Annotated in this window: 27 protein-coding genes and 1 pseudogene; 5 read left to right on the forward strand and 23 right to left on the reverse strand. The window is 60.4% G+C overall.

The window, feature by feature from the left end; all coding sequences use genetic code 11:
- Nucleotides 1-24: 24 nt before the first annotated feature.
- The 16 genes and pseudogenes from GX444_16035 to GX444_16110 form a co-directional block, all read right to left on the reverse strand.
- Complete coding sequence (locus GX444_16035) at nucleotides 25-387, reverse strand: LapA family protein (protein ID NLH50089.1); 363 nt, start codon at nucleotides 385-387, stop codon at nucleotides 25-27.
- A 9-nt stretch (nucleotides 388-396) separates the two neighbouring features.
- Complete coding sequence (locus GX444_16040; GenBank protein NLH50090.1) at nucleotides 397-894, reverse strand: HIT domain-containing protein; 498 nt, start codon at nucleotides 892-894, stop codon at nucleotides 397-399.
- A gap of 4 nt (nucleotides 895-898) precedes the next feature.
- A complete protein-coding gene (locus GX444_16045; GenBank protein ID NLH50091.1) occupies nucleotides 899-1,432 on the reverse strand; it encodes a YfcE family phosphodiesterase in 534 nt (177 codons plus the stop codon).
- Nucleotides 1,429-1,716, reverse strand: a complete 288-nt coding sequence (locus GX444_16050; GenBank protein ID NLH50092.1) for an integration host factor subunit beta — start codon at nucleotides 1,714-1,716, stop codon at nucleotides 1,429-1,431. Before GX444_16050 ends, GX444_16045 begins: the two co-directional genes overlap by 4 nt.
- Nucleotides 1,717-1,731: 15 nt before the next feature.
- Nucleotides 1,732-2,640 carry a signal peptide peptidase SppA gene (gene sppA, locus GX444_16055; GenBank protein ID NLH50093.1) on the reverse strand — a complete coding sequence of 303 codons (909 nt, stop codon included), beginning with the start codon at nucleotides 2,638-2,640 and terminating at the stop codon, nucleotides 1,732-1,734.
- A 93-nt stretch (nucleotides 2,641-2,733) separates the two neighbouring features.
- Nucleotides 2,734-4,614 (reverse strand): 30S ribosomal protein S1, encoded by a 1,881-nt coding sequence (locus tag GX444_16060; GenBank protein NLH50094.1) that lies wholly within the window; start codon nucleotides 4,612-4,614, stop codon nucleotides 2,734-2,736.
- Between the two features lie 287 nt (nucleotides 4,615-4,901).
- Nucleotides 4,902-5,756, reverse strand: a complete 855-nt coding sequence (locus GX444_16065; protein NLH50095.1) for a peptidoglycan-binding protein — start codon at nucleotides 5,754-5,756, stop codon at nucleotides 4,902-4,904.
- A 9-nt stretch (nucleotides 5,757-5,765) separates the two neighbouring features.
- Nucleotides 5,766-6,584: a phosphoribosylformylglycinamidine synthase subunit PurQ gene (locus tag GX444_16070; protein NLH50096.1), complete on the reverse strand. Its 819-nt coding sequence runs from the start codon at nucleotides 6,582-6,584 to the stop codon at nucleotides 5,766-5,768.
- Between the two features lie 15 nt (nucleotides 6,585-6,599).
- Entirely contained in the window at nucleotides 6,600-9,581 is a 2,982-nt protein-coding gene (locus tag GX444_16075) for a phosphoribosylformylglycinamidine synthase (protein ID NLH50097.1), read from the reverse strand.
- Between the two features lie 375 nt (nucleotides 9,582-9,956).
- Entirely contained in the window at nucleotides 9,957-10,454 is a 498-nt protein-coding gene (locus GX444_16080) for a hypothetical protein (protein ID NLH50098.1), read from the reverse strand.
- Between the two features lie 53 nt (nucleotides 10,455-10,507).
- Complete coding sequence (locus tag GX444_16085) at nucleotides 10,508-10,870, reverse strand: hypothetical protein (protein NLH50099.1); 363 nt, start codon at nucleotides 10,868-10,870, stop codon at nucleotides 10,508-10,510.
- Nucleotides 10,871-10,940: 70 nt separating this feature from the next.
- Nucleotides 10,941-11,300 carry a hypothetical protein gene (locus GX444_16090; protein NLH50100.1) on the reverse strand — a complete coding sequence of 120 codons (360 nt, stop codon included), beginning with the start codon at nucleotides 11,298-11,300 and terminating at the stop codon, nucleotides 10,941-10,943.
- 196 nt (nucleotides 11,301-11,496) lie between these two features.
- Entirely contained in the window at nucleotides 11,497-12,315 is an 819-nt protein-coding gene (locus tag GX444_16095; GenBank protein NLH50101.1) for a TldD/PmbA family protein, read from the reverse strand.
- Entirely contained in the window at nucleotides 12,228-12,845 is a 618-nt protein-coding gene (locus GX444_16100; protein ID NLH50102.1) for a hypothetical protein, read from the reverse strand. Before GX444_16100 ends, GX444_16095 begins: the two co-directional genes overlap by 88 nt.
- 166 nt (nucleotides 12,846-13,011) lie before the next feature.
- Nucleotides 13,012-14,530 (reverse strand): annotated as a pseudogene (gene tldD / locus GX444_16105) (metalloprotease TldD).
- A 55-nt stretch (nucleotides 14,531-14,585) separates the two neighbouring features.
- On the reverse strand, nucleotides 14,586-15,176 hold the full coding sequence (locus GX444_16110; GenBank protein NLH50103.1) for a hypothetical protein: 591 nt from the start codon (nucleotides 15,174-15,176) through the stop codon (nucleotides 14,586-14,588).
- A 202-nt stretch (nucleotides 15,177-15,378) separates the two neighbouring features.
- Between GX444_16110 and GX444_16115 the strand changes: the two genes are divergently transcribed.
- Both GX444_16115 and GX444_16120 read left to right on the forward strand, forming a co-directional pair.
- Nucleotides 15,379-16,365 (forward strand): flippase-like domain-containing protein, encoded by a 987-nt coding sequence (locus tag GX444_16115; protein NLH50104.1) that lies wholly within the window; start codon nucleotides 15,379-15,381, stop codon nucleotides 16,363-16,365.
- Nucleotides 16,362-17,870, forward strand: coding sequence for a hypothetical protein (locus tag GX444_16120; GenBank protein NLH50105.1), 1,509 nt, complete (start codon nucleotides 16,362-16,364; stop codon nucleotides 17,868-17,870). Before GX444_16115 ends, GX444_16120 begins: the two co-directional genes overlap by 4 nt.
- Before the next feature lies 1 nt (nucleotide 17,871).
- Here GX444_16120 and GX444_16125 read toward each other — a convergent pair whose 3' ends face one another.
- Genes GX444_16125 through GX444_16135 form a run of 3 tightly spaced genes read right to left on the reverse strand, consistent with a single transcriptional unit; the run spans nucleotide 17,872 to nucleotide 19,264 of the window.
- Nucleotides 17,872-18,264 carry a hypothetical protein gene (locus GX444_16125; GenBank protein NLH50106.1) on the reverse strand — a complete coding sequence of 131 codons (393 nt, stop codon included), beginning with the start codon at nucleotides 18,262-18,264 and terminating at the stop codon, nucleotides 17,872-17,874.
- Nucleotides 18,261-18,740 carry a DoxX family membrane protein gene (locus GX444_16130; protein ID NLH50107.1) on the reverse strand — a complete coding sequence of 160 codons (480 nt, stop codon included), beginning with the start codon at nucleotides 18,738-18,740 and terminating at the stop codon, nucleotides 18,261-18,263. Before GX444_16130 ends, GX444_16125 begins: the two co-directional genes overlap by 4 nt.
- Entirely contained in the window at nucleotides 18,737-19,264 is a 528-nt protein-coding gene (locus GX444_16135; protein ID NLH50108.1) for a hypothetical protein, read from the reverse strand. Before GX444_16135 ends, GX444_16130 begins: the two co-directional genes overlap by 4 nt.
- 159 nt (nucleotides 19,265-19,423) lie before the next feature.
- Here GX444_16135 and GX444_16140 point away from each other — a divergent pair, with 159 nt between their 5' ends.
- Both GX444_16140 and GX444_16145 read left to right on the forward strand, forming a co-directional pair.
- Entirely contained in the window at nucleotides 19,424-19,648 is a 225-nt protein-coding gene (locus GX444_16140; GenBank protein ID NLH50109.1) for a NifU family protein, read from the forward strand.
- A 64-nt stretch (nucleotides 19,649-19,712) separates the two neighbouring features.
- Nucleotides 19,713-19,880 (forward strand): 4Fe-4S binding protein, encoded by a 168-nt coding sequence (locus tag GX444_16145; GenBank protein ID NLH50110.1) that lies wholly within the window; start codon nucleotides 19,713-19,715, stop codon nucleotides 19,878-19,880.
- A 79-nt stretch (nucleotides 19,881-19,959) separates the two neighbouring features.
- Here the strand turns inward: GX444_16145 and GX444_16150 are convergent, their stop codons facing one another.
- Nucleotides 19,960-20,235: a hypothetical protein gene (locus GX444_16150; protein ID NLH50111.1), complete on the reverse strand. Its 276-nt coding sequence runs from the start codon at nucleotides 20,233-20,235 to the stop codon at nucleotides 19,960-19,962.
- 135 nt (nucleotides 20,236-20,370) lie between these two features.
- Here GX444_16150 and GX444_16155 point away from each other — a divergent pair, with 135 nt between their 5' ends.
- Nucleotides 20,371-20,805 (forward strand): hypothetical protein, encoded by a 435-nt coding sequence (locus GX444_16155; protein NLH50112.1) that lies wholly within the window; start codon nucleotides 20,371-20,373, stop codon nucleotides 20,803-20,805.
- A 50-nt stretch (nucleotides 20,806-20,855) separates the two neighbouring features.
- Here GX444_16155 and GX444_16160 read toward each other — a convergent pair whose 3' ends face one another.
- From GX444_16160 to GX444_16170, 3 genes are all read right to left on the reverse strand, one after another.
- Complete coding sequence (locus tag GX444_16160) at nucleotides 20,856-21,986, reverse strand: NAD-dependent epimerase/dehydratase family protein (protein NLH50113.1); 1,131 nt, start codon at nucleotides 21,984-21,986, stop codon at nucleotides 20,856-20,858.
- 3 nt (nucleotides 21,987-21,989) lie between these two features.
- The gene (locus GX444_16165; protein NLH50114.1) at nucleotides 21,990-22,877 is read right to left on the reverse strand and encodes an acyltransferase family protein; all 888 of its coding nucleotides are present in this window, start codon (nucleotides 22,875-22,877) and stop codon (nucleotides 21,990-21,992) included.
- Between the two features lie 271 nt (nucleotides 22,878-23,148).
- Entirely contained in the window at nucleotides 23,149-24,573 is a 1,425-nt protein-coding gene (locus tag GX444_16170) for a hypothetical protein (protein NLH50115.1), read from the reverse strand.
- Nucleotides 24,574-24,786 lie beyond the last annotated feature (213 nt).

A 24,786-nucleotide genomic window follows, 5' to 3' on the forward strand; every position in this document is an offset into this window, starting at 1 on the left:
GAGTTTCCGGCGGGAAGACGAGCGTTACTTTTCGTCCCCGGCCGAAAGGGACGACTGATAACTCGTGTCGCCGCTCGGGCAGCCGCGCAGGCGCGACAATTCCTGCTGGCATTCCTCCAGTTCGCGCCGGGCCTGCCGGGCCTGGCTGGCGGCCTTGATCACCGCGCCCAGGGAAAGCACCATCACGGCGACCGCGCCCAGCAAAATGCAAATCGCGAAGTAGGCGGCCACGGCCAAGGAGTGCGACGCCTCGAACGTGCCGACGAACGGCAACGAAAGCTGAAAAGCAAACTGCCGCGTCAGTTCCGCGCGATTGGAATCGATGGCCTGGGTAGCCAACAAAACCAGCACCACAAAAAAGAACGCCCACAAAATCGCTCGCTTCATCGGGTCCCTCTATTCCGTGTTTGATGGCATTCGGGGCCAGGCTTCCGCCAGCGCCGCGTACGTTTCCTCGATGTGTTGATTGATTACCCGGCAATCCGCCAGCACCGTCATGAAATTCACGTCGCCGTTCCACCGCGGCACGATGTGCAGGTGCAGGTGGCCTTCCACCCCCGCGCCGGCGACCCGGCCGACATTGATGCCCAGGTTGAAACCGTGCGGTTTGCTCGTCGTTTCGATCGCTTGCACGGCCTGCTGCGCCAGGCTCATGATTTCCGCCCAGACCTCGGGAGTAATCTCGGCGATGCTTCCCAGGTGGGCATAGGGCGCGACCATCACGTGGCCGTTGGTGTAAGGATACTTGTTCATGATGACGAAGGCTTGGCGCCCGCGATGCAGAATCAGCATCCGGCGATCGTCCGCGGCCCGCAGCGCGTTGCAGAAAACGCAGCCCTCTTCCTTTTCGGACTTGATATAGTCGATGCGCCACGGAGCGTTTAGGCGATCCATCGTCTCACCACCAGGGTTTCTGTTGAATGTGCTGCCACCGCAGGCGGCCCGGCGTCACGGTCAGCAGGCCGACGCCGGCCGTCGCCAGGCGCGGCTCGGTCGGTGATCCGGGGTTAAAGTAGGTGATTCCGCTCTCGGTTGCAAGGAAGGGTTGATGGGTATGACCGAAAACGACGGCGGCGACCGCTTCCCCTTCAAAAGCGCCGGCCAACCGCTGAGTAATTCCGGCGGGCGCCCCCCAACCATGCATCAAACCGACGCGAAAACCGCCGAATTCCACGATCCTTTTCGCCGGCAGCCGCGGATCCCCGGGTTCGTCGCAATTGCCGGCGACAGCCAGCAACTCGATATCGGGCATGGCGATTTGCGTCAACCAGTCGTAATCGACGAGGTCGCCGGCATGCAGAATCATGCGAATGCCGGCGAACGGCCCGGTCAGCAGGCGGCGAATCGGTTCGGGGTCATCGTTGCCGTTGCAGTGCGTGTCGGCCAGAACACCGATGCGGATCGGTTTGCCGTCCCACGCCGCTTCACTCATTGCAGCTTCGCGTCAACGAGTTTTTTCAGTTCCTTGCCGGCTTTGAAAAACGGCACTTTTTTGGCCGGAACATCCACTTTTTGCGATGTCTTGGGATTGCGGCCCATCCGCGGGCGACGCTCCCGTAATTGAAAACTGCCGAAGCCGCGGATCTCGATCCGATCCCCTTGCTGCAAGGCTTCCGTCATGCGGTCGAAAATCGTGGTGATGATCACTTCGGCGTCTTTTTTTCGTTTGCTGGAGATTTTTTCAGCCACCATGGCAATCAGATCGCTCTTGGTCATTGCTGCCTTTCCTCCTCAACGAATGGAAAATCCCTGTGTGGTTGGGGGTTTTTGCCCGCTTTCGCCCAACAAACCCGGCAAACGTTTGAAGATCCCATCCAGCAGGAAATCCGTAAACGACGGTTGCGGTTTCCGCGGATAAACCAAATTGAGTTTGCCCTCGACCTGCAATTTCTCTTTCAGGACGTCGACCGCGTCGTAGAACGTCCCCAGTTGATCGACCAGCCCGACGGCCTGGGCCTGCTGCCCGGAAAACACCCGCCCGTCGGCGATCGCCTCGATCTGCTCGATGGGCAGCTTGCGGCCCTCGGCGACGGCGGCGATGAACTGCCCATGCACGTCGTCGATCGTCGCCTGCAGCATCCGGCGTTCGTCGGAAGTGAGGGCGCGGGCCAGGTTGCCGGCGTCTTTGTACTTGCCGGCCTTGACCACCTCGCTCTTCAAACCCAGTTTGTCGAACGCGCCTTCCGCGCTGAAAAACTCCATCACGACGCCGATGGAACCGGTCAGCGTGCCCGGATTGGCGACGATCGTGTCGCAAGCCGCGGCGATGTAGTAACCGCCCGAGGCCGCGGCCGACGCCATGGAGGCGACGACCGGCTTGCCGGCCTGCGACACTTTTCGCAATTCGCTATAGATTTCCTGCGTCGGCGCCACGGCGCCGCCCGGCGAATCGATCCGCACCAATAGAGCCCGGATCTTGTCGTCCTCGGCAAATTTCCGGATTTGCTCGACCACCACGTCGCCCGACTCGATCACGCCGTTCACCTCGATCACGCCGACGCTGTCTTTCCAGAGCGAAGAAACGCTGGACAGCTCGTCGTTGCGCTCAACGATGGCGAACACCCCCACGACGACGGCAAAGAAAGCCATCGCCGCCAGGCTCACGATCACAAAGCCGATCAGAAACGGGTGTTTTTTCATGGCATCTCCGGCCACCGGCCCGGGTTGACCGAGCCGGTTTGCCGTTGGGTGCGACTCGCCGGATAGCGCCGCCGCGCCTTTGCCGCGGAGCGATTATTCCGCGCCCGATTCCTCTTTGTCCGGCTGTTCCGTCGGGGTTTCAACCGCGACCGGAGTCTCGGCGACCGCCTCGGCGACGACCGGAGCTTCGGCGACCGCTTCGGCGACCACCGGAGCTTCCGGCTCGGCCACCGGCGCTTCGGCCGCTTCGACCGTGCCGTCCTCGGGGTGCTGCTGGGTTTGCGCGGCGGCGATCAGATCGCCGATCCGCACCCGGCTGGAACCCTGCTTCTGCATGAAGGCGGCCATATCGGCCTTTTCCCGGTTTTCCTCGATGGTCCGGCGGGACAAGCGGATTTTCCGCTCGCGTTCGTCGATTTTGATGATCTCGACCATGATCTTGTCGCCCACGTTGAACAACTTGGTCGGATCTTCCACTTTTTTCGAGGACAACTCGGACACGTGAATCAGGCCTTCGATCCCGTCGCCCAGGTCGATGAAGGCGCCGAATTCGGTGATGTTGATCACTTCGCCTTCGACGATGTCACTGACGTGGAACCGTTCGGGAACCAGCTTCCACGGATCCTCGAGCAATTGCTTGATGCCCAGTGAGAAGCGCTCGTTTTCGGAGTCGATGTTGAGCACCACCGCCTCGACTTCCTGGCCCTTCTTGAAGATTTCGGAAGGATGTTTGATTCGTTGAGTCCAGGAGATGTCGCTGATGTGAATCAGGCCGTCGATGCCCTCGTCGATGCCGACGAACACGCCGAAGTCGGTGATGTTGCGGATCTTGCCCAGGATGCGGGTGCCGACCGGGTACTTTTCCTTGATCTTTTCCCACGGATTGTCGGCGGTCTGCTTCAGGCCCAGGCTGATGCGGCGCGCCTCGGCGTTGATGTCGAGCACCACGGCTTCGATGACGTCGCCGATCGAGAGGATCTTGCTGGGGTGCTTGATCTTCTTGACCCAGCTCATTTCGGACACGTGAATCAGGCCCTCGACGCCCTCTTCCAGTTCGACGAACGCGCCGTAATCGGTGAGGCTGACGACCTTGCCCTTCACCTTGTCGCCGATGTGGTATTTCTGCAGCACTTCGTTCCACGGATCGGGCTGAATCTGCTTGTAACCCAGGCTGACGCGCTGCCGCTCCTCGTCGTACTTGAGCACCACGACGCGGACTTCGTCGCCGACTTCAAACAACTCGGACGGATGATTGATGCGGCCCCAGCTCATATCGGTGATGTGCAACAGGCCGTCGATGCCGCCCAGGTCGATGAAGGCGCCGTAATCGGTGATGTTCTTGACGATGCCTTCGAGCTGCACGCCCTCCTGCAACCGCTTGAGGGTGTCGCTGCGCAACGTCTCGCGCTCTTTTTCCAGCAAGGCGCGGCGGGACAACACGATGTTGCCGCGGCGCTTGTTGAATTTCAGAATCTTGCATTCGATTTCCTGGCCGATGAATTTGTCGATGTTGCGCACCGGCCGCAGATCGACCTGGCTGCCCGGCAGGAAGGCGCGGACGCCGATATCCACCGACAAGCCGCCCTTCACGCGGGCCACGACCTTGCCCTTCACCACGCCGTCGGCGTTGTAGGCTTTGTAGATTTCGTCCCAGACCTTCATCTTGTCGGCCTTTTCCTTCGACAAGACGATGACGCCGTGCTCGTCCTCGATCGCTTCGATCAAGGCCTCGACCTTGTCGCCGACCTTCACGCTGGCCTGGCCGTTCAGATCCTGGAACTCGCGCAGGTCGATGAAACCCTCGCTCTTGTAGCCGATGTCGACCAGGACGTGATCGCCTTCGATCCCGACGACGCGGCCGATGACCACTTCGCCTTCCTGGCCGGTCGAAGCAAGGCTCTGCTCCAACATCTCGGCAAACGACATTTCTTCCATTTCGGTCTCGGGCGCTCCAGCAGGTTTTTGCACTTCCATGTTCGGGTTGTTTTTCGGAGTAGTGTCACTCATGGATACAGGTTCCCCTTTCGGAATATATTTCGCTCGCCCGCGGGGGCGAATCGATACGTCTTTTCGCTTCCGGTTTCGGCGTTCTGACTTTCGGAAGGCTTCCGAATGTAAAAAACCCCAAAATTCAAGGATTTAACGAATCCTCGCCGCGAAAACGGTTGCGTATAATAGCGCAGAGAAAATACCGATGCAAGAGGTCATTTTATTTGAGGAAAATAAATAAATGAACCGCGCCGCGAAGGCGAAAAAGGCCGTTATTCGCGCTTGGCGGGTTCGGCCGCGGGCGGATTCAGGATCGCTTTCAATGCCTCCAGCATCGCGGGCAAGCTCAAGGGGCCCTTGATCGTGGAATCGGATTGCAGCCACGGCAGCAGAGCGTTGAGCATTTCGCCGTTATTCAATTCGGCTGCCTGCCGCAGCTCGGCATTGTTTTGCAGCACCGTCGCGAGGGTGTCGAAATGAAATTCCAGATCGCCCGGATGGACCGCGCGAGCGATGTCCAGCCCCGGATATTGGGCCAGTTGCGCCTGGGTCATTTGCAGGAATCCGTACCGCAGAGTCCGCCGGCGGGCTTCCCTGGGCGAATGCCCCTCGCGCAACGCGGCCAGGTAGGACGGCAGATCCAGGGCCGGCGCGGCGATGCCGTCATTGGCCCAGCAAAACAGCGCCAGAAAAGCCGGAATCAACTCCGCGGGAACGCGCTTTTCCGCCTCGCGATAGTAATATTGAACCGCCGCGGCGGGCGTGTTCGGGAAAATATTGGCCACGCGATTGAGTTGCCCCAGGGTGGCAAACCGCATCATTTCAGGGATGGAGAGCAAATAGGCTGCCGCGTCCGCCTGTAATTTCGACCGGGTGACGTCGTCGAACCGGCCCGTTATTTCGAGCCCGTTTTCTTCCTGGTACTGCTTCAGCGCGCGGCGCGTCGCGGGACCGAGGATGCCGTCGATCCAGGGCTGGCCGTGGTCGCCGGTCGGAAAACCGAGTAAAACCAGGCAGCGCTGCAGGACGCGGATTTCTTCCTCGTGGCAGTTGTCGGGGTCGGTCCAGGCCTCTTCCAGGACTTCGGGAGCCAGGCCCAAAATCTTCTCGATGGTGACATCGGTCATGAAACGCCTCTAAAAATTCTTTTGCAGATATTGGAAGGCGTTGCGGAACAGCGCGACCCCCTGGCCCTCCTCGGGCATGGATTTGTAGCGCTGCCAGTGCGGGAAATTGGTGTAATGGGTGAACGCCTCGGGGTGAGGCATCAGGCCGAAAATCCGGCCGCTTTCATCGCACAGGCCCGCGATGGCATCGGTGCTGCCGTTCGGGTTCGCCGGGTATTTCTGTGTCGCTTCGCCGTGGGCGTTGACGTAGCGCAGCGCCGCCAGGTTCTTTTTCTGGATTTCTTCCAGCACGTCGTTCGCGTCGACAATCAGCTTGCCCTCGCCGTGCCGCACCGGCAGGTACAGCCGCTCCAGCCCCTTCAAAAAGACGCACGGGGTCTTGGCGCCGACGGCCAGATGCACCCAGCGGTCTTCGAAGCGGCCGGAATCGTTCAGGGTGAGGGTGACGGATTGCTTGAAGTAGCCGCCGTTCAGCGCCGGCAGCAAGCCCAGTTTGACCAGCAGTTGGAACCCGTTGCAGACGCCGAGGATCAGTTTCCCGGCCTTGATGAAATGCTTGAGGTAATCGGCCAGTTTCTTGTTTTTGCCGGTGACGCCGAAGCGCCACATGACCGCCGAAGCCTTGGCGGAACCCAGGTCGTCGCCGTCCATGAAGCCGCCGGGCAGGCACAGCAGATGATAATCCTCGAGGTTCACCTCGCCGCTGAGGATTTCGTAAATGAACACGATATCCACTTGCTCGAAGCCGCCCAACCGGCAGGCATGGGCCATCTCCATTTCGCAATTGGTACCGTTGCCGGTAACGACGATTGCTTTGATCTCCGCCACTTGTCCGCCGCTCCTCTAGAAATTCAGCGTGCTTTTCCAGGCGCGCTTGAGCTCGGCCACCGGAATGCGGCACAGCACCCGCCCGTTGATGCCGACGATCTCCAGTACCGGATCCTTTGTGACCAGGCCGATTTCGGCATACATCGAATCGATCATCCGTTCCTCGAAAGCCGTCTTGTGCTCGGGCCGGACGGTCACGAGCAATCGGCCCGGGCTTTCGCTGAACAGCACGTAATCGTCGCGCTCCATGCCTTCGTAGGGCACGCGCGACAGGTAAGCGCTGATGCCGTAGCCGCCGGCGAAGGCGGTTTCGGCCAAGGCGATCGCCAGACCGCCGTCGGACAGATCATGGCAGGAACGCACGATGTTGGCGCGCATCGCGTCGCGCAACCGGCGATACATTTCGATGGTGTACTCCGGTTCGAGACGCGGCGCCTTGTTGCCGATCAGGCCCAGTTCGTGGAAATACTCGGAGGCGCCCATTTCATCGCGGGTGTAACCCAGCAGGTAAACCAGGTCGCCCGGATTTTTGGCGTCCATCGTCACGCTTTTACGCACGTCGTTGATGCGGCCGACGACCGTGAACAACAACGTCGGCGGCACCGAAATCTTGTGCTTGCCGATCTGGTAGTCGTTCTTCATCGAGTCCTTGCCGGAAATCAGCGGAATGCCGTAGGCCGTCGCGACGTCGAACACGCCTTTGCAGGCGCGGACCAGTTGCGCCAGCTTGTATTTGCCGTCGGGCGTGTTGTCCGATTCCACCGGATCGGGCCAGCAGAAATTGTCCAGGCCCGCCAGTTGGTCGATGTCGGCGCCGACGGCGACGGCGTTGCGCACCGCCTCGTCCACCGCGCAGGCGGCCATCGCGTAGGTGTCGATATCGCTGAATTTCGGGCAGATGCCGTGCGCGGCGACCACGCCTTCCAGCGAGGCGAGGTCGGGGCGGATCACCGCCGCGTCGCTCGGCCCGTCGTTTTGCAAGCCGATCAGCGGTTTGACCACGCTGCCGCCCTGCACTTCGTGATCGTACTGCCGCACCCAATATTCCTTCGAGCAGACGTTGAGCCGCATCAACATGCGGAGAATCACCTGCCCCATTTCGCGCGGCAGCGGCGGCCTCGGCTCGGGATAGCGCAACGAACGCCACACGGCGTCGAGCTTCATCGGCGGCAGGCCGTCGTGCAAGAAGGACATTTCGAGGGCGGCCACGGTCTTGCCGTCGTAGGTCACGTGGAAAATGCCGCTGTCGGTGAAGCGGCCCAGCACGGTCGATTCGACGCTCATCTTCGCCGACAAGGCCAGGAATTCGTCGAGGCGGTCGGGCGGCACGGCCAGGGTCATCCGCTCCTGGGCCTCGGAAAGCAGGATTTCCCAGGGGTGGAGGCCGGCGTACTTGAGCGGCGCCTTGGCCAGCTCGATTTCGCAGCCGTTGGTGTCGCGGGCCATTTCGCCGACCGACGAGGACAAGCCGCCGGCGCCGTCGTCGGTGATGGCGCGATACAAGCAGCGGTCGCGGGCTTTGAGCAGGAAATCGGTCATCCGCTTTTGGGTGATCGGGTCGCCGATCTGCACGGCGGTCGCCGGGCTGTGTTCGCTGAGGCCTTCCGACGAGAAAGTCGCGCCGTGGATGCCGTCCTTGCCGATACGGCCGCCGGACATGACGATCAGGTCGCCGACCTCGGCTTTTTTAAACTCGCCGGGCCGGTCGCACACCTTGGTGGGCAGAATGCCGGCGGTGCCGCAGAAAACCAGCGGTTTGCCGGCGTAGCGGTCGTCGAAGACCACCGAGCCGTTGATGGTCGGAATGCCGGATTTGTTGCCGCCGTGCTCGACGCCCTCGCGGACGCCTTCCAGCACCCGTTTGGGATGCAACAGCCGCGGGCCGAGAGGCTTTTTAAAGAAGGGGCTGGCGAAGCAGAAAACGTCGGTGTTGAAGATCAGTTTCGCGCCGGCGCCGGTGCCGAACGGGTCGCGGTTGACGCCGACGATGCCGGTCAGCGCGCCGCCGTAAGGATCCAGCGCACTGGGGCTGTTGTGCGTCTCGACCTTCATGACCAGCGAGAAGCGGTCGTTGAATTTCACCACCCCGGCGTTGTCCTTGAAGACCGAGAGGCAGATATCTTTATTTCCCTTGGCTTTGCGTACCCGCTCGGTCGTTCCTTTAATATAGGTGTCGAACAACGACTGGATGGTTTCCTGTTTCTGGCCGTCTTTGTAAATAATTTTCGCGTTGAAGATTTTGTGTTTGCAATGTTCGGACCAGGTCTGCGCCAGGGCTTCGAGTTCCACGTCGGTCGGCTGCGCGCCCAGCCCGTACTTGCGGCGGAGCTTGCGCACTTCCGCGTCTTGGTAATAGCCCTGAATGACCTTCATTTCTTCCAGGGTCAGGGCCAGGGTGCGGCTGCGGCTGATGCGCGTCAGGCGCTCGTCGCCGACGGCCAGGTTGACGGTCTTCACCTCGGGTTCGGATTCGATGACGACCTTGGGCACGAAGGCGGGCAAGCCGCGTTTTTTATTGAATTTCTTGGCCGGAAGAATGGTCCAGCGCTGAATGAGCTCGTTGGCCAGCAAATCGCGGGCGATCTGTTCGATCTGCGCCGCGTCGAGCTTGCCGGACACCAAATACTGCCGGCTGGTATAAACGTTTTCCTGGTTTTTGAACGGCAGGCCGGTGGCCAGGGCGATGGCTTCCCGCGCCGTCCGGCCGACGTTGTCGGTGACGCCGGGCCGGAAACCGACCTCGACGAGCCAGTCCCAATCGTAAGCCGCCGCCGCGGGCGCATTGATGGTGTATTCCTGGATGATCGGATCGGTGAAAACGTTCTGGGCGATTTTCTTTAAAACGGGCGCGGTCAACCGCTTATCGAGGGTGTAAACGTCGATGACGCGTACTGCCGCGACTTCCAGCCCGAGATCGTTCCGGATCTTTCCCGCCACCTTAACGCCGATGGCGTCCTTGATGGACGATTTCAACCGGATCTCTATGCGATGGGCCATTCACCTCTTCCTTCTAGGTCCTACCCGAATGCCAACCGATCACCGAAAGGGGTTGACTTTTTCTTCCGAATATGCCGACACGTAAATCCATCTCTAAGTTCGCGGTACTATAGCAAAAGTTGCCGGTAGGTCAATGAAAAAATTACATAACATTACAACAAAGCGTATACCAGAGAATCGGGTATTGTTATAACCGTTTATTATCAATCAGTTGAGAGATAATAAGGAAGAGAATATTCAGTTATGCATTAAATACATAACGTATAAAAAGGGGGCTTGACACATCTCGCGAAAAAACCAATTTTGTGTCCCAACGTACCCGCCGGGACCAAAATCGGCTTTTAATATTTCATCGTCGCGTATGTGCGGGCTCCATTAGAAGCAGGCGTCGCGCTCCGCAATATACGCCTTTTGGCAGGCGTTGAAGCGGGCTTGATTCTCCGCTGTTCCATCGCCGCAGGTGACGTTCGTGTCCAGGCACTGGAACCAATGCGCCATCGCCCATTTGAGGCAATCGTTGAAATCGTCCTGCTGGCCGTCGAGCCAACCGCAGAGCGAATTCTGCTGGGCCGGCGAAGCCCCCCAGCAGTCGCGGTAGTAGGCGCGACACTGCGAGGCGAAGTCGTCGTCGCCCGTGTAAGGCGGCACGGTGTCGTCGTCGTCGGCCGCGTCGTCGTCGGCCGCGTCGTCATCGGCCGCGTCGTCGTCGGCCGCGTCGTCGTCGGCAGCATCGTCGTCGGCGGTATCGTCGTCGACGGTTTGATCGTCATCGTTATCGTCGTCATCGTCGTCGTCACCGCAGGCCAGGCCATAGGCCAGCATGACACCGCACAAAATCGCCACCCACCACCAAAGGGAAACCTGGCGCAACATCTCGACATCCTCCCTCCCCGGCGACCAGCCGCGCGGCCCGGGGGTTCGCTCATTTACAGACAATCGTCGATTTCGATCTCGTACGCGTCCTGGCAGGCGTTCAGCAGGTCCTGATCCTCGGTCGTGTACTCGCCGTCGCAAGACACGTCCGCCGCGAAGCAGTCGAACAGGTGCTTGATGGCGTTACGGCCACACTCGGGCACCTCGGTGGCGTCGTCGATCCAGGAGCAGGAATCCTTGGCGTCGGCCGCCGGAAAACCCAGGCAATCGGTGAGAAACGTCCGGCAGACCTGGGCATATTCGGTGGCATCCACCTGGGTGTACTTGGTGGCCTTGTTGGACTCGTTTTCACAGGCGACGCCAAGCGACAACACCAGCAAACCGATCAAGATAACCAGCGATGTTTTTGTCTTCATGCTCTTTATCTACCACAAAAAAAAAGCGCGGCGCAATCGACCGCGCCGCGCTTTGACCGCTGGAACAAAATCAGTAGCAGTTCTGAATTTCCGTGCCGTAGGTGATGAGGCAGTCGGAAACGCCAACAGCATCGCAATCGGTGCCGCTGAGGCAATCGAACAGGTTGGTGATCGCATCGGAGATGCAAGAGTCGGTCAGGTCGAGGCCGTTCAGGCCGTCGCAATAACCGGCATCATCGATACCGCAATCATCGTACCAATTCTGGCATTCGGTCACCGGGTCGCCCGAGCCGTTGTCGTCGTCGTCGCCGGTGGCATCGTCGTTGTCGTCGTTGTCGTCATCGTCGTCATCGTCGCCGCAAGCGATCGCGACCAGGCCGATGCTCAGAATCGCCGCAATCATCAACAGGAACAATTTGTTCAACTTCATTCTCGGATTCCTCCACTTTCTCGATTTCTTTTTTTTGGTTCTCAGCCCTCAGCAGGGTTGTTGAATTGTAATCCGTTTTTTAAACCAAACAAGTCTCATTCGCCGGAGCCCGAAAAAAATTTCCCGGCGGCGGACAGATCAAAAAAACCTTCAATATCAATAAGAATCGGCTCTTGCGGCCGACGCCAGCCACGGCCTATTTTCCGGCGACGGTCAGCTTGGCAAAGCGAATCGACGGCGCGCCGGTGCCGCCTCGCCAATCCAGATCGTCGGCGATCAGATCGATGTCTTTCAACATGTCGAGCAGATTGCCGGCGACGGTGATTTCCTGCACCGGGGCGGTCGGTTCGCCGTGCTCGATCAGGAGGCCGCGAGCGCCGCGCGAATATTCACCGTTGACCGTATTGACGCCCGATCCCATCATCCCGGTCACCAGCAAGCCGCGTTCGACCCCGCGATAGAGATCCGCGGGCGTCGCCTGGCCCGGCTCCAGATACAGGTTGGTCGTACCGATACCCGGTAACGAATTGTAACCGCGCGACGCCGTGCCGGTCGGTTTGGCGCCGGCCTTGTTCGCGGTGTAAGTGTCGTACAAGTATTGCTTGAGAACGCCGTCCTCGATCAGCGCCTGCCGCCGGGTCTTCAGCCCTTCGCCGTCGAACGGCCGGCTGCCGGACCGCCGGTCCAGCGTCCCGTCGTCGATGAGCGTAAACCGGGGCGCCGCGATTTTCTCGCCGAGCTGGTCGAGCAGGAAACTGCTTTTTTTATAGATCATGTCGCCGTTGAGGGCGCCGAGCAGCCCGCGGATGAAGCTTTTGGTCATCTCCGGCGTCAGAATCACCGGCATGATCCCGGAATCGATCTTCCGGGCGCCGAGCATTCGCAGCGCCCGCCGCGCCGCCTCGCGCGCCACCGCTTCGGCGTCGCTCAATTCCTGTAAAAAGGTCGTCTGATCGAAATACCATTCCGACTGCTTGTCGCCCTTCTCTCGGCGACGACCTCGACGCCCAGCCAGGCGTAGGTTTTTTCGAAGACACCGGAAAAACCGGCGCTATTGACCAGGGCGACGCGCTGGACGTAGCTGCCGCTGCCCGCTTCCTGCACCGTCTTAATGCGCGGATCGACGGCTAGCGCGACTTTTTCCAGGGCGATCGCCCAATCAGCCAGCTTGTCGCTCGACAGCGTTTCGATCTGCGGATCGAAGATTTGCGCCCGCTGGTCGATCGGCGCGAACCATTCGCGCGCCGGCAGTCCGTTATGCGGATCGACCGCGGTCGCCGCGGCCACGGCCAGCACCTGTTCGCGCAGCGTGGTCAGGCCGCGCTCGGACAGGTCGGAAGTGTAACCAAAGCCCAGCCGGCCGCCTTTGAAAACGCGCAAGCCGACGCCTTTGCTCACGGCCTGTTTCAATTTTTCGACCGCGCCCTCGCGGGCGGTGATTTCGGTTTCCCGGCCCCATTCGTAATAGGCGTCCGCCTGCTCGGCGCCGCCGCGGACGGTCGTTTCCACCAACCGGTGAAGCCGTTCGAGATCGTGCTTGTCCATCGCTGCCACTCCCTATCAGGCTGTTGAAAAAGACCGTCCTGGCCTTTTTCAACCACGCTCACTAAAAAGCGTGGTTTTTATTTCGCTTCATTTTCGTCAACTTCGGAAGTCGCCGAAAATGGCGATCCATCCATGGATCGCACGCCGGGTGTTTTTCAACACCCGGCTACGCTTTCGCCGCGCCGACGGTCATGTTGTCCAGGCGAACGTGCGGCAGGCCGACGCCGACCGGCACGCTCTGCCCGTCCTTGCCGCAGGTGCCGATGCCCGGGTCCAGTTCGGCGTCGTTCGCCACCAGCGTCACGTTTTCCAGCGCCTTCGGACCGATGCCGACCAGCATCGCCCCTTTGACCGGCGCGGTAATCTTGCCGTTTTCGATGAGGTAAGCCTCGGACACCTCGAACACGAACTGGCCGTTGGCGATATCCACCTGCCCGCCGGCGAACATCTTGCAGTACAAACCCTGTTTCACCGAGGCGATGACGTCTTCCTTCGTGGGCGCGCCGGGCGCCAGGAACGTGTTGGACATGCGGGGAATCGGAATGTGGCGGAAACTTTCCCGCCGGCCGTTGCCGGTCGACGCGAAATCGGCGCCCATCAATTGAGCGTTAAGCCGGTCGAAGAGATAGCCCCGCAGCACGCCTTTTTCGATCAGCACCTTGCGCTGCGGCTCGTTGCCCTCGTCGTCCATGTTGTAACTGCCGCGCCGGTTGGGCAGCGTGGCGTCGTCGATGACGGTGCACAGTTCGCTGGCGACCTTCTGGCCGAGGCGGCCGCTGTAGAGGCTGGTGCCCTTGCGGTTGAAATCCGCTTCCAGGCCGTGGCCGATCGCCTCGTGCAACAGTACGCCGCTCCAGCCGTTGCTGAGCACGACGGTTTGTTCGCCGGCCTTGACGTCGATGGCGCCCAGCGTCGCCACGGCGGATTCGGCGGCGTAGCGCCCGATGAACTCCGGGGTGACGCGGTCGTAAAATTCACTGCCGATCCGCCCGCCCGCGCCGTAGAAACCGGTCCGCCGGTCCTTGCCGTCGCTGGACACGACCATGGCCGACAGGCGGGCCATCACGTCGCGATCCTCGCGCAGCAGGCCGTCGGTGTTGGCGACCAGCCGGTAGGTGGCGGCGTGGGCCAGCCGGCCCATCACCTGGATCACGCGCCGGTCGAACCCGCGGGCCGCCGCGTTCATGGCCAAAAGGGCCGCGGCCCGTTTTTCAAACGGGGTGTCGTTGAGGTTCAGCACGATCGGCGACAGCGGCCGCGCCATTTCCGGTTGCAGCGGGACGGGCCGCCAGGAGCCCTGCCCGCCGGCGATCAACGCCGCCGTTTCGGCGGTGCGCAACAGGGCTTCGGGGGCGAAGTCGTCGGAATAGGCGTAGCCGATTTTGATCCCCTTGAGCACGCGGATGCCGACGCCGCGGGAGGCGCCGACCGTCGCGCTGCGAATCTTGTCCTCGTCGAGGGCCGCGTCGGCGCCCAGCGTGTCTTCCACGTAAACCTCGGCGAACTCGCCGCCGCGCGACATGGCGACCGACAACAATTTGCCGATCAGCGCCGCGTCGAGCGGCAGGCCGCCGAACGGCGTTTCGGCGGCGGCCAAGGCCTGGAGCGTGGCGCCCGGCGCCAGCCCGGCCGCGAGGCCGGTAACGGCGAGGGTTTGCAGAAATTCGCGACGGCTGAGGGCCCATGCAGCATGGCTGTCTGTCATGGTCGTTTCACTTTCATAAGCGGTTGAGAGTCGGGTTATTCTTTTTCGATTTCGGCGATCGCGCCTTTCAGATCGGTGCAGGTGATGACTTTTTTACCGACCAGGATCGCGGTCAGCGCCTTGATCAGGATTTCCGGGTCGGTGACGGCGATCAGGTTCGCCAGGTTTTGCGGATTCACGTAGTCCCGATAGGCTTCTTCAAAATACACTTCGAACATGCCGAAGCTGCAGACGTACGGTTCGACCATGCAGCCGGTCACCTGGCGGACCTTGTCGATCGCGTCGACGTTGGTCGGATCGGGGGTGGCGACGATCAGCACCGGCTCATCGGGTGGCCGTTCCATGAAGCGGATGGGCAACACCATGTAAAATTGGGCGATTTCGGCGTCGAGCATCCGCACGGCGTTCGGATGGATTTCGGTGTAACGCAGGTCGACCTGGGGCACGTCGTAATACATGCTTAAAAAATGTAGGAGGGTTTCCTCGTTGATGTAACCCAGTTTGACCAGGATCGACCCGATGCGACAGCCGAGTTTCTCCTGTTTCGCCAAACCGGTATGCAATTGTTCGGCGGTAATCAAGCCGCGTTGCATCAACAATTCGCCGAGTTTCACCTGCGGAAGCATGCAACCCCCCACGGTATTGAATTAACTAAGTGTAGATGGTTTACGGCGGCGATTCAACCATAATTTCCGCCGTCAAACCTCTTTTCTCGCCGGGCGGCGGGCGATTCTTCAATATCCGCGCGGCTTGTGACGTCGCCGGCCCTTCACGCCGCCCGCGCGAACTTTTGCTTTTTCCCCCCGTTCATGATAAGCGAAAAGCCACATGAAACGGCTTTTACTGCGATTGTTGCGCGCCGCGGTCGTGGGCGCGATCCTCTTTTTTCTCGGCTTGTACGTGTACCGCAACTGGTCCGAGCTGAGCAGGACGCCGTTCGCCTTTCGGCCGCTGCCGTTCCTGATTTCCACCGTGCTGGTGCTCGTTCTCTACGCCCAGCAATCGAACTGCTGGGGGCTGCTCCTGGGCGCGATCGCCAAACCCGTCCCCGCTCGCGAAGCCATGGCCGTCTGGTTCGCCAGCCAGGTGGCCAAGTACGTCCCCGGCAAGGTGATGCTGCCGCTGATCCGCTTCAGCCTGTGCCGGCGGCGGGGCATCGACATCGGCCGCACCACGGTCTCGATCTACCTCGAACTGGCCCTGATGACCGGCAGCGCGATCGCCGTTTTCCTGCTTTCGACCTTCGGCTGGAGCGACGACGCCTGGCGGTTGTTGGCCGGCAAGTTGCGGTGGTCCGGCGGGGCGGTCGCCTTGCGTTACCTGATTTTGTTGACTTTACCGGCCATGCTGATCGCCATCCATCCGCGGTTGCTTTCGGGGGTCATCAACCTGGGCTTGCGGTTGTTGAAAAAAGAGCCGGTGGCGTTTCGTCTGCCCTATTCGCGCCTGCTGCTCTTGTGGCTCGCCTACATCGCCGGTTGGATCGTCTACGCCGGTTCCTGCTGGCTGCTGATGCTTTCCCTCGGGTTCGCCGAGCCGGGCAACGCCGTCGGCGTGGCGGGCGTTTTCCTCCTCGCCTGGGTCATCGGGTTTCTTTCGTTCGTTACGCCGGGAGGCATCGGCGTACGCGAGGCGATTCTCACCGGCATGCTGGCCCTGTGGAACGTTCCGCTGGGCCTTTCGGCCGTCGCCGCCGCGTTGTCCCGCCTGCAATGGACCGGCATGGAAATGGTGGGCGCGGCGCTGACCGTGCGCGATCGCCCGGCGCCCCTGCCCGGCGAGGCGGCGGGCGCGGCGAAGGAAACGCCGTCATGAATTGGACAACCCGCCTGCGCGACGATCCGGCGTTTTTAAGGCGCGCCTTCGCGGCGTTGCTGATCCTCGCGGCGCTGGCGCGGCTGTATCACCTCAACGCGCCGCTCGCCGATCGCCAGTCCTGGAATCAGGTCAGCGCGGCGACGGTGATCCGCCATTTCGTCGAGGACGGCATCGACCCCTGGCGCACCCAGTGGGACGTGCTGATCGGCGACCGCACCGGCCCGCGGATCGAGCAGCAGGAAGCGCCGCTTTACCACGTCGCCGTCGCGTTGCTCGCGAAAATCTGGGGCCACGCCGAAGCGACCGGCCGGCTGCTGAACATCGCCGCTTCACTGCTGACGGCCCTCTTCCTGTTCCGCCTGGCGCGCCGCGAAGCCGACGGGGCGGCCGCCTGGTTCGCCGCCGCCATCTTCCTGTTCGCGCCCTTCGGCTGGTTTTTCAGCCGGACGGTCATGTCCGACGTCTGGATGCTGGCGATGATCGTCCTCGGGCTCGAACGATTCGCGCTTTGGCTCGAGGATTCGCGCGGCCGTCACCTGTGCGAGGCGGCGCTGGCCACCCTGCTGGCCGGGCTGCTCAAACCGTTCGCCCTGCACATCGGCCTGGCAATGCTGTTGCTGCAGCTTGCCCGCCGCGGCTGGCGGTCGCTGCTCGATTGGCGCCTGGTCGCGTTCGCCGTCGTGACGGTCGCCGTGCCGGTAGCCTGGGTCGTTTACGCCGCGCGCGTCGGGTCGCTCGGCGACGTGGTGACGACCGACGAAAGCTGGCTGACGGCGACGCGGCTCTGGGGCAAATGGAGCCTGCTGCTGTCGGGCGGCTTTTGGAATCGCCTGCAAGGCCGGATTTTCGATCAGTTGGCGACACCGCTCGCCACCGCGCTGGCGCTGGTCGCGCTGCTCGGCGGCGAATCGCGGCGGCAACTGCGGCTCGCCGGCGCCTGGCTCGTCGCGGTGCTGGCCTACCTGTTGGTGGTCCGCGACGGCAATTACATGCACGATTATTACCAACTGCCGTTTCTGCCGTTGATCGCGCTGACGGCGGGCATCGGGCTGGGGTGGCTGGCGAAACGCGCCCATCCGGCCTGGATCGCGCTGCTGCTGGCGGGCTTTCTGGTCTGGTCGGCGCTGTACGTGCGCACGGCTTTTTACCTGGATTGGTCGTCGGTCCGCGCGGGCGAACTGGTCAAGAGCCTAAGTCGACCGGAGGATTTGATCGTCTCCTTCGATCCCGGCGTCACGCGGAAGAATCAGTTGATCTACGCCGCCCATCGGCGCGGCTGGCACATCGGCGCGATCGATCAACACACCGCGGCGCTATACGCGAAACGCGGCGCCAAGTGGCTGGTCGCCTGCCTGGAGGACGAACAACTGGCCAAACACCCCCGGTGGGAAGACGAGCTACGAGCGCTGCCGGAAGTCGCCCGCGAAAGCGGTCCCTACGGGCCGCGCGGCGAACGGCATACGATCGTCGTTTATCGATTGAGTCCGGAAAAACTGCCGTAGATCAATCCGGCAACAGCGCCAGACAGGCGTCGATCGCCTCCCACAACGCCACCATGTCCTCGTACTGCGCGCAGTCGATCTCGGCCAGACAGGCGAAAAAACCGGCCTGGTAAGGATTGTCGTCCGCGAAAAGCTGCTTGCAAAGTTCCAGCGTGCTTTCGTAAACCGCGTCGTTGGGAAAACAGCCGGTCGAACCGAAAAACGCATTGGCGTAATCGCGGCAAGGCCCCGGCGGCGCGTCGTTGTCGTCATCGTCGTCGTCGCCCGACTGGTCGTCGTCGAGATCGAAATCGTCGTTGTCGTCGTCATCGTCGTCGCCGGCGCACGCCGCGATGAAAACCAGCGCCAACGACAAAACCGCGCCCAACAGGGCCCACAGGATCAGACGTTTCATCCAGTTACCTTCCTTTCCTCCAGGCGGTGATGGAACAACAGCACCAGGACGCTGGCGATCAAGAGCGAGCCGTCGCGCAGGAGATACGCTTTGGTGATGGTATCGGCGCCCCGCGGATTGAAGCAGCCGCAGTCGATATCGAGTTGTTGCCACAGCGCCCACGACAGCGCGATGAGAAACGAGAGATACATCAGCGCCGAAAGCAGGGCGGCCGCTTCGGTCAGTTGATCGACGGGCCGCGCCCCACCCAGGCCCATGACCAGGAGCAGGCCGACCGACAATTCCGTCCAGGGCAACACCAGCGCCCACAGGTTGACCAGCGGTGTGGGCAGGAAATGATAATTGTCGACGGCTAGCGCGAACGCGGCCGGATCGAGGATCTTCGGCGTCGCGGCGACGAGGAACAGCGCGCCCAGCAAGAGGCGCAAAGTCAGCATCACCCACGGAGAGGCGATCCAGCCCGACAACCGCTTCATTGGCCGAACTCGTACAATTTGACCTCCAGCCGTTTCCCCTCGATCGGGTAACCGGCCGCCGACCAGGCGGGCCAGCCGGCATGGAACAGGTAAACCCGAGTGTACCCCACTTTGCGCAGCAAATCGGCGACGAGCTGCGAACTGTTGCAACCCTCGCCGCTGCAGTAGACGACGAGCGGGGTTTCCATGTCGTCCACGCCTTGCAGGACGGTTTCCCATTCGGCGTCGGCGTGATCGTAGTAGAGTAACCGCGCGCCCAGAATGTGACCTTCCCCGTATTCCTCCGGCGTGCGCGAGTCGATGAACAGCACCCCCTGGTCGTACAACTGCCGGGCCTTGGCCAGACCGACCGCCCAGGGGTCGTTGCCGCCCTCCTCGGGGGGAACGGTCGACGGCCGGATGAGCGGCAGGCTCGAACCGCGCAGGGCGTTGACGGTGAAGGCGAACGCGGCCGACACCGCGACGATGATCGCGGCGGTGTAGAGCAAACGAAGCAGCTTGTGATCGGCCGGCAACGGACTCATTTCGCCATCCTTGTTGCGAAAAAGTATAACCAGCCGGCGGGGTAAAACAAGGTTGACAAGCGCGGCGGTGAACCGCCAGAATAAGCGGCCTTGACAGGCGGACGGCGGTCGGTAATAACCTTTCGCCGTGACCGGATAACCTATTGCGAGGATACGGGAATGAAAGAAAAAGTCGAAGCCACCATCAACAAGATTCGCCCCTACCTGCAACGCGACGGCGGCGACATTGAGTTGGTTGATTTCAATCCGACGGATAAAGTGGCCAAAGTGCGCCTCCAGGGCGCTTGCCACGGTTGCCCTGGCGCACAGATGACGCTGAAACTCGGCGTCGAGCGGACGTTGCGCGAGGAAGTCGACGACCAGATCCAAGTCATCACCGTGTAACGCTGACCCGCGACGGGTCGAACGATCCGACGATTACACGCTAAACGAAACGAAGGAGATTTGCATGCCTCACAAGATTTCCGACGAATGCATTTCCTGCGGCTCCTGCGCCGCCGAATGCCCGGTCGACGCCATCACCGAGGGCGAGCCCTATAAAATCGACCCGGCCAAATGCACCGATTGCGGCGCTTGCGCCGAGGTTTGCCCGGTGGAAGCCATCTCCCCGGCGTGAGCCGCGGTACGAAATACCGCTTGGCAGATGAATGACGCGGCGGCGCGGCCAACCCGTACCGCCGCTTTTCATTTAATGACTACCGCGCCGGCTCCCACGGACCGCCGGCGGAAATCATTCCGTAGTATTTGATCTGCGCGCTGGCCGACACGCCGACCTCCGAGGAAGTCCAATACTGCCACAGATAGACGACCCGACCGTCCGGACTGGACGTGCTGAAGAAGTTTTTCCCGGCGACGATATCGGCCCGGGCTTCACGCGGCGGCGCCAACCGGTCCATCGCCATGAAAACCAGATTGGCGCACAACAGCGCGATCATCACGACCAAGAGCGTCCGCAAGGTCTTGCTTTCCATCGGTATTCCTCCAACTCGTTTCGGTTTCAAGAATCGAACTAACATAGGCCCGCGGACAAAACAATCGCGCGGCGGCATCTTGCCTCGACCGGCGCCTTATCGTATCGTGACAACCCGGAAACAGGAGGGAATTTCATGCGCACCCGATCGGCGATCCTACTGCTCGTGATCGCGGCACTCTGCTTCGGCGGCTGCGACGTCAACTTCAACGGTTACGCGAAAGACCATCCGAAAGAAGATTGGGACCATTACGATTACGTATTCGAGGGCCCGAGCCCCGCCACCGAGGGCCTGGACGAACTGATCAAATTCAATCTCGACGACGAGGATCGGGTGACCGGCGAGGTGATGGGCATTTTCTACTCCAAGGCGACCGGCACGCTGAACGGCGACACCCTGGAGCTGACCATGTCGTCCTTCGTCGACAACCAATGCATCGACCCGGGAAACGCCACGTTCGTCGGGCAAATCGCGGACGGCAAGCTGATCGGTCACTTCACCGTCTGGTCCTGCATCTGGTACGAATTCGACTTCGAGGGGGAACTGGCCGGCGGCCGCGTTTTGGAATAAACGCGCGCGAAGAAAGCCGCGACGGGGAGCCGGGCGCTCCCCGTTTTCATTTAAAATTCGATGCGACCCTTGGGTTCGTAACCCAGCTCGCGGCGGGCCTTGCCGATGTCGAGCAGGGCCGAATACTTCTGCCGCTCCTTGTCCACGCTGTAATAGTACTCGGTCAGGCCGAAGGTCCGTTGCACCAGGTTGGCCAGGCCCATCAGCGGTTCCGGCAGGCTGATCAGCCCGCGGCCGTTGAGCTGCGCGAACACCGAAATCGGCGCCGTGTCCAGGCCGCCGATGTTGTAAATACCCGCCACGTTTTTCGTCAGCGCCAGCGTGATTGACTGGATGACGTCCTTCATGTGCAGCAGGTTGACCAGCGGGTTGAAGCCCATGGTCTTGATGACCGGCTTGGAATCGAAATACGAGTTGAACTGGCCGCTGATGTTGCGCCCGATGATGTTGGTCATGCGCAGGATGACGATCTTCACCGCCCCGTTGTCCATGAAGCTGCGGCAGATCATGTCGGCGTCGACGCGATCCTTGATCCATTGGTCGACGCCCGGATCGAAGTTGAGCGGCGCGTTCTCGTCGAGGTAGACCGGGTTGTGCGGCGTCAGTTTGTAGACGACGTCGGAGCTCTTGAAGACGAACTTCGTAATGCCGGGCGTTTCGATGCACTGCCGCAGCAGATCGCGCGTGCCCTCGACGTTCAGGCGGTGGATGTCCTCGCCGCGCAACGGCTGGTTGTGGAACGCCAGGTGCACCACCGCGTTGATCTGCGCGGCGCGAAACGTTTTGGAAAGAAACAGGTTCTTCAGCTCGCGGCCCTTGAGAATGTTGCACTTGTGATAGATGAACTTTTCTTTCGGCAGATCGTTGAAGTAATAGGGCTTGTCGCGGTGGCCGACGCCGAGGATCACCCCGACCCGCTTGTTGCCCGCCAGGTGCATCACCAGGTTGCGGCCGATGCTGGTCGTAACCCCGGTGATGAGGATGTTCAAGTGCTTGCCGCCCGCGCCGCCGTTTCGCTTGCGACGCGCCGGCTTCGCTTCCCTGACCGGCTGCGCCGGTGCGGCCGGCGCGCCTTGGTGATGGATTCCGGCGCGGAACTCACCCGCCAGCGAGGCCGTTCCCGGCGACAGAAAGTCCTTGATCAGGGGCTGCGGCTTTTCCCGTCCTTTGGTCGGCGTCATGGCTCAGGCCTCCCCAAGGCCGAAAACGCTGGTGCGTTCTTCCAGCCCCTTGTTGATCATGTCCTGGATGGTGAGTTGAACCTTGTCGGCCAGCATGCGGATCGTTTCCGGATAGTTGACCGTCTCGGGCCCGTACTCTTCGTAATAGCGGATGGGCTCGCCGTAATACAGATGGTACTTGCTGGGCAGCGGCACCATGCCCAGCGGGCCCAGCCAGGGGAACAACGGCGTCACGGGGAAATACGGGAAACCCAATAGCCTCGCGAGGGGCTTGAGGTTGGCGATCATCGGCATTTGTTCCTCGGCGCCGACCAAGGCGGTCGGCACGATCGGCGCGCGATAGGTCAGCGACAGCTCCATGAACCCGACGGAAAAACGCGAGAGGTTGTATCGCTGGCTGAACGGCTTGCCCAGGCCCTTGGTCCCTTCCGGCCAGACGCCCACCAGTTCGCCGGCGTTGAGCAGATCCTGAAAATTGCGTCGGTGGCCGATCACCTGCCCACAGCGATAGAAAAACACGTTCACGAACGGCAGAAATCCGGCGAAATTGTCGACGATCGCCCGCAACGGCCGCGGCTGGTCCATGCACCGGAAAATGTCGACAGCGGTCATCGCGGCATCGATCGGCAGGGTGCCGGAATGGTTGGAGACGATCAGGGCCGGCCCGTGGAGCGGGATATTCCCGACGCCTTCGCTTTCCACGCGAAACCAGTACTCGTGTAGATAGCGCGCGAATGCATAAGCGAGAATCGACGCTTCCTTCTCCATGCCGAACTGGTCGTAGCCGAAACCCAAATCCTTGATTTCAAAGGACATCACCCGTTCGAACTCATCGGGCGGAATCAGCTTGCGGGCCAGAGCCAACTTGCCCTCGCGGTTGAACGCGCTCATCGGTCCCCCACATCATCCTGGATAATTCAATAGAAGTGAAAATGGTAAATCACTCGCTTCCGGGCTGTCAAACGATTTGTGAAGAGATTCACGGCAGGGTTTAATTCGGTCGATCTTGGCGCCGCGGACGCTCAACCGCCGCAGGCCGGTGGAAGCCCTTGGCCGTCTCGAAGGGGGCGATCCTTTTCAGGGTGCCATGGTCTTCGATCCGCTAGGATCGATGGCCATGTGAAGCGGATGTGGTGTTTGAAAAGGTCGGCGAGCGAGTTAATCAGCAGCCGCAGCCTTCGTCGGCATCGTCATCGTTGTCGTCATCGCCGCTCGGTTCGCCGCCCGTATCGTCGTCATCAACGTCGTCATCAGCCCGCGTTTCGTACTCTATTATCAGATAGAAACCATCGTCGGCGCTCGGCGAAAGGCGATTGATCCGACTATTGGTTTGCGCCCCCATCGGCATCGAAGTGGTCGATTGATCGGATCCGGTCGAATCGTATCGATCGATAAAAGCCTCTTGTTCGCCGGCCGACAAATAATAGTCGATGGCCCCTCTGGCGCCGGCGACGAGCACCGAGGAATCCGCGTTGGTCAACAGGTCGATTGCCTCGTATTCCTTCTGTTCGTCCGCCGTCGGCTTTTCAAATTGCCAGACAATGCTCTCTTTTTCCTGGTCATACTTAATCAGTTCATAATCCTTTCGATACATTCCGGTATCGAAGGTCTTGGAGGCCAGCGCCAAGATATTGAATTCCTTGTCATAGGCGGTCGCGGTTAAAAAGAGGACATCGGATATCGGCGCCTCGTGCAAAACGGCCACCGTCCCCTGATCGTCGATGGCGGCCGAAACCAGTTTTACCGGCAGGCATTCGGCAAGGCCGTGAACGTTGCACGAGGCCGGTCCGTGAAAATAGAGGCGCTTTGCGCTTTCGTCATATCCCAGCTTAATCAAGCTCGGCGGTTCGTACCAAAAATAGATATCCTGCGACAAGGCGATCGCCGTATCGAAAACGGCAACACCGCTTTCGTCCAATACAATCAAGCTGTATTCATCAAACGGGCTTTCCGCTGAGTAAGAGGCTAAGGCGAGCCGAGCGTCGGGCAGCGGCAACAGATCGCCGAACATGAACCCGCTTTGACGATAGTATTCGTTCAATTCGCCAGCCTCGCCGCCGATTTTTACGATTATCACACAGTAATCGCTCGAACCGGTAAGTGGAACTGCCAAGCCAAGGAAGACATTATTGTCATTATCCAATTCCATTTGATAGACGGAAACGTGATACCCGGACTCGTAGAAGTCGCTTTCCCATATCCGTTTTCCTGATGAGTCGTACTTGATGATATAATGGTGATAACCATGGTTTGCCGCGACAACGATGTTGTCGGCGAAGTCCACCTGTATTGCACCGATATCCTCGACGGTTTTCAAAATGTTTGTTTCCCAAAGAATCACGCCTTGGTTATTCAGTTTCATTATCCCGAAAGGATTGGCGATTTCCGTTTGATAAGTGACTACAACAATATCATCGCTGTTTTTACTCATTGCCATCCCAATTAATTTCTTTTCCGCGCTCAAATAATTCCATTCCACCGTCAAGGATGAATTTGTTTTTATTAGTTGTTCGTCGGCAATGGTATTATCAATATATTTTAGCATAAATAAAATTAATACAATTAGAATTTTCGATTTATTTTTCATTACTCACCTCGTTATCCCAAAACCATCACAAACATATTGTAATTCCGTTAATTCCGGCGTTAATTCCGGGTTAATTCCGGGGACACATTACTTATCTCCCACCGCTTTTCGCTTTTCGGATTTCCGATGGATTTAGAGGGACAGTATCTACAAATTGGAATTTCTGGAGCATTATTTCACTCCATCCATCGACCACCGTCGGAATTTCTCACA

Source organism: Myxococcales bacterium (assembly GCA_012517325.1).
In the GTDB taxonomy this organism is placed as follows: domain Bacteria; phylum Lernaellota; class Lernaellaia; order Lernaellales; family Lernaellaceae; genus JAAYVF01.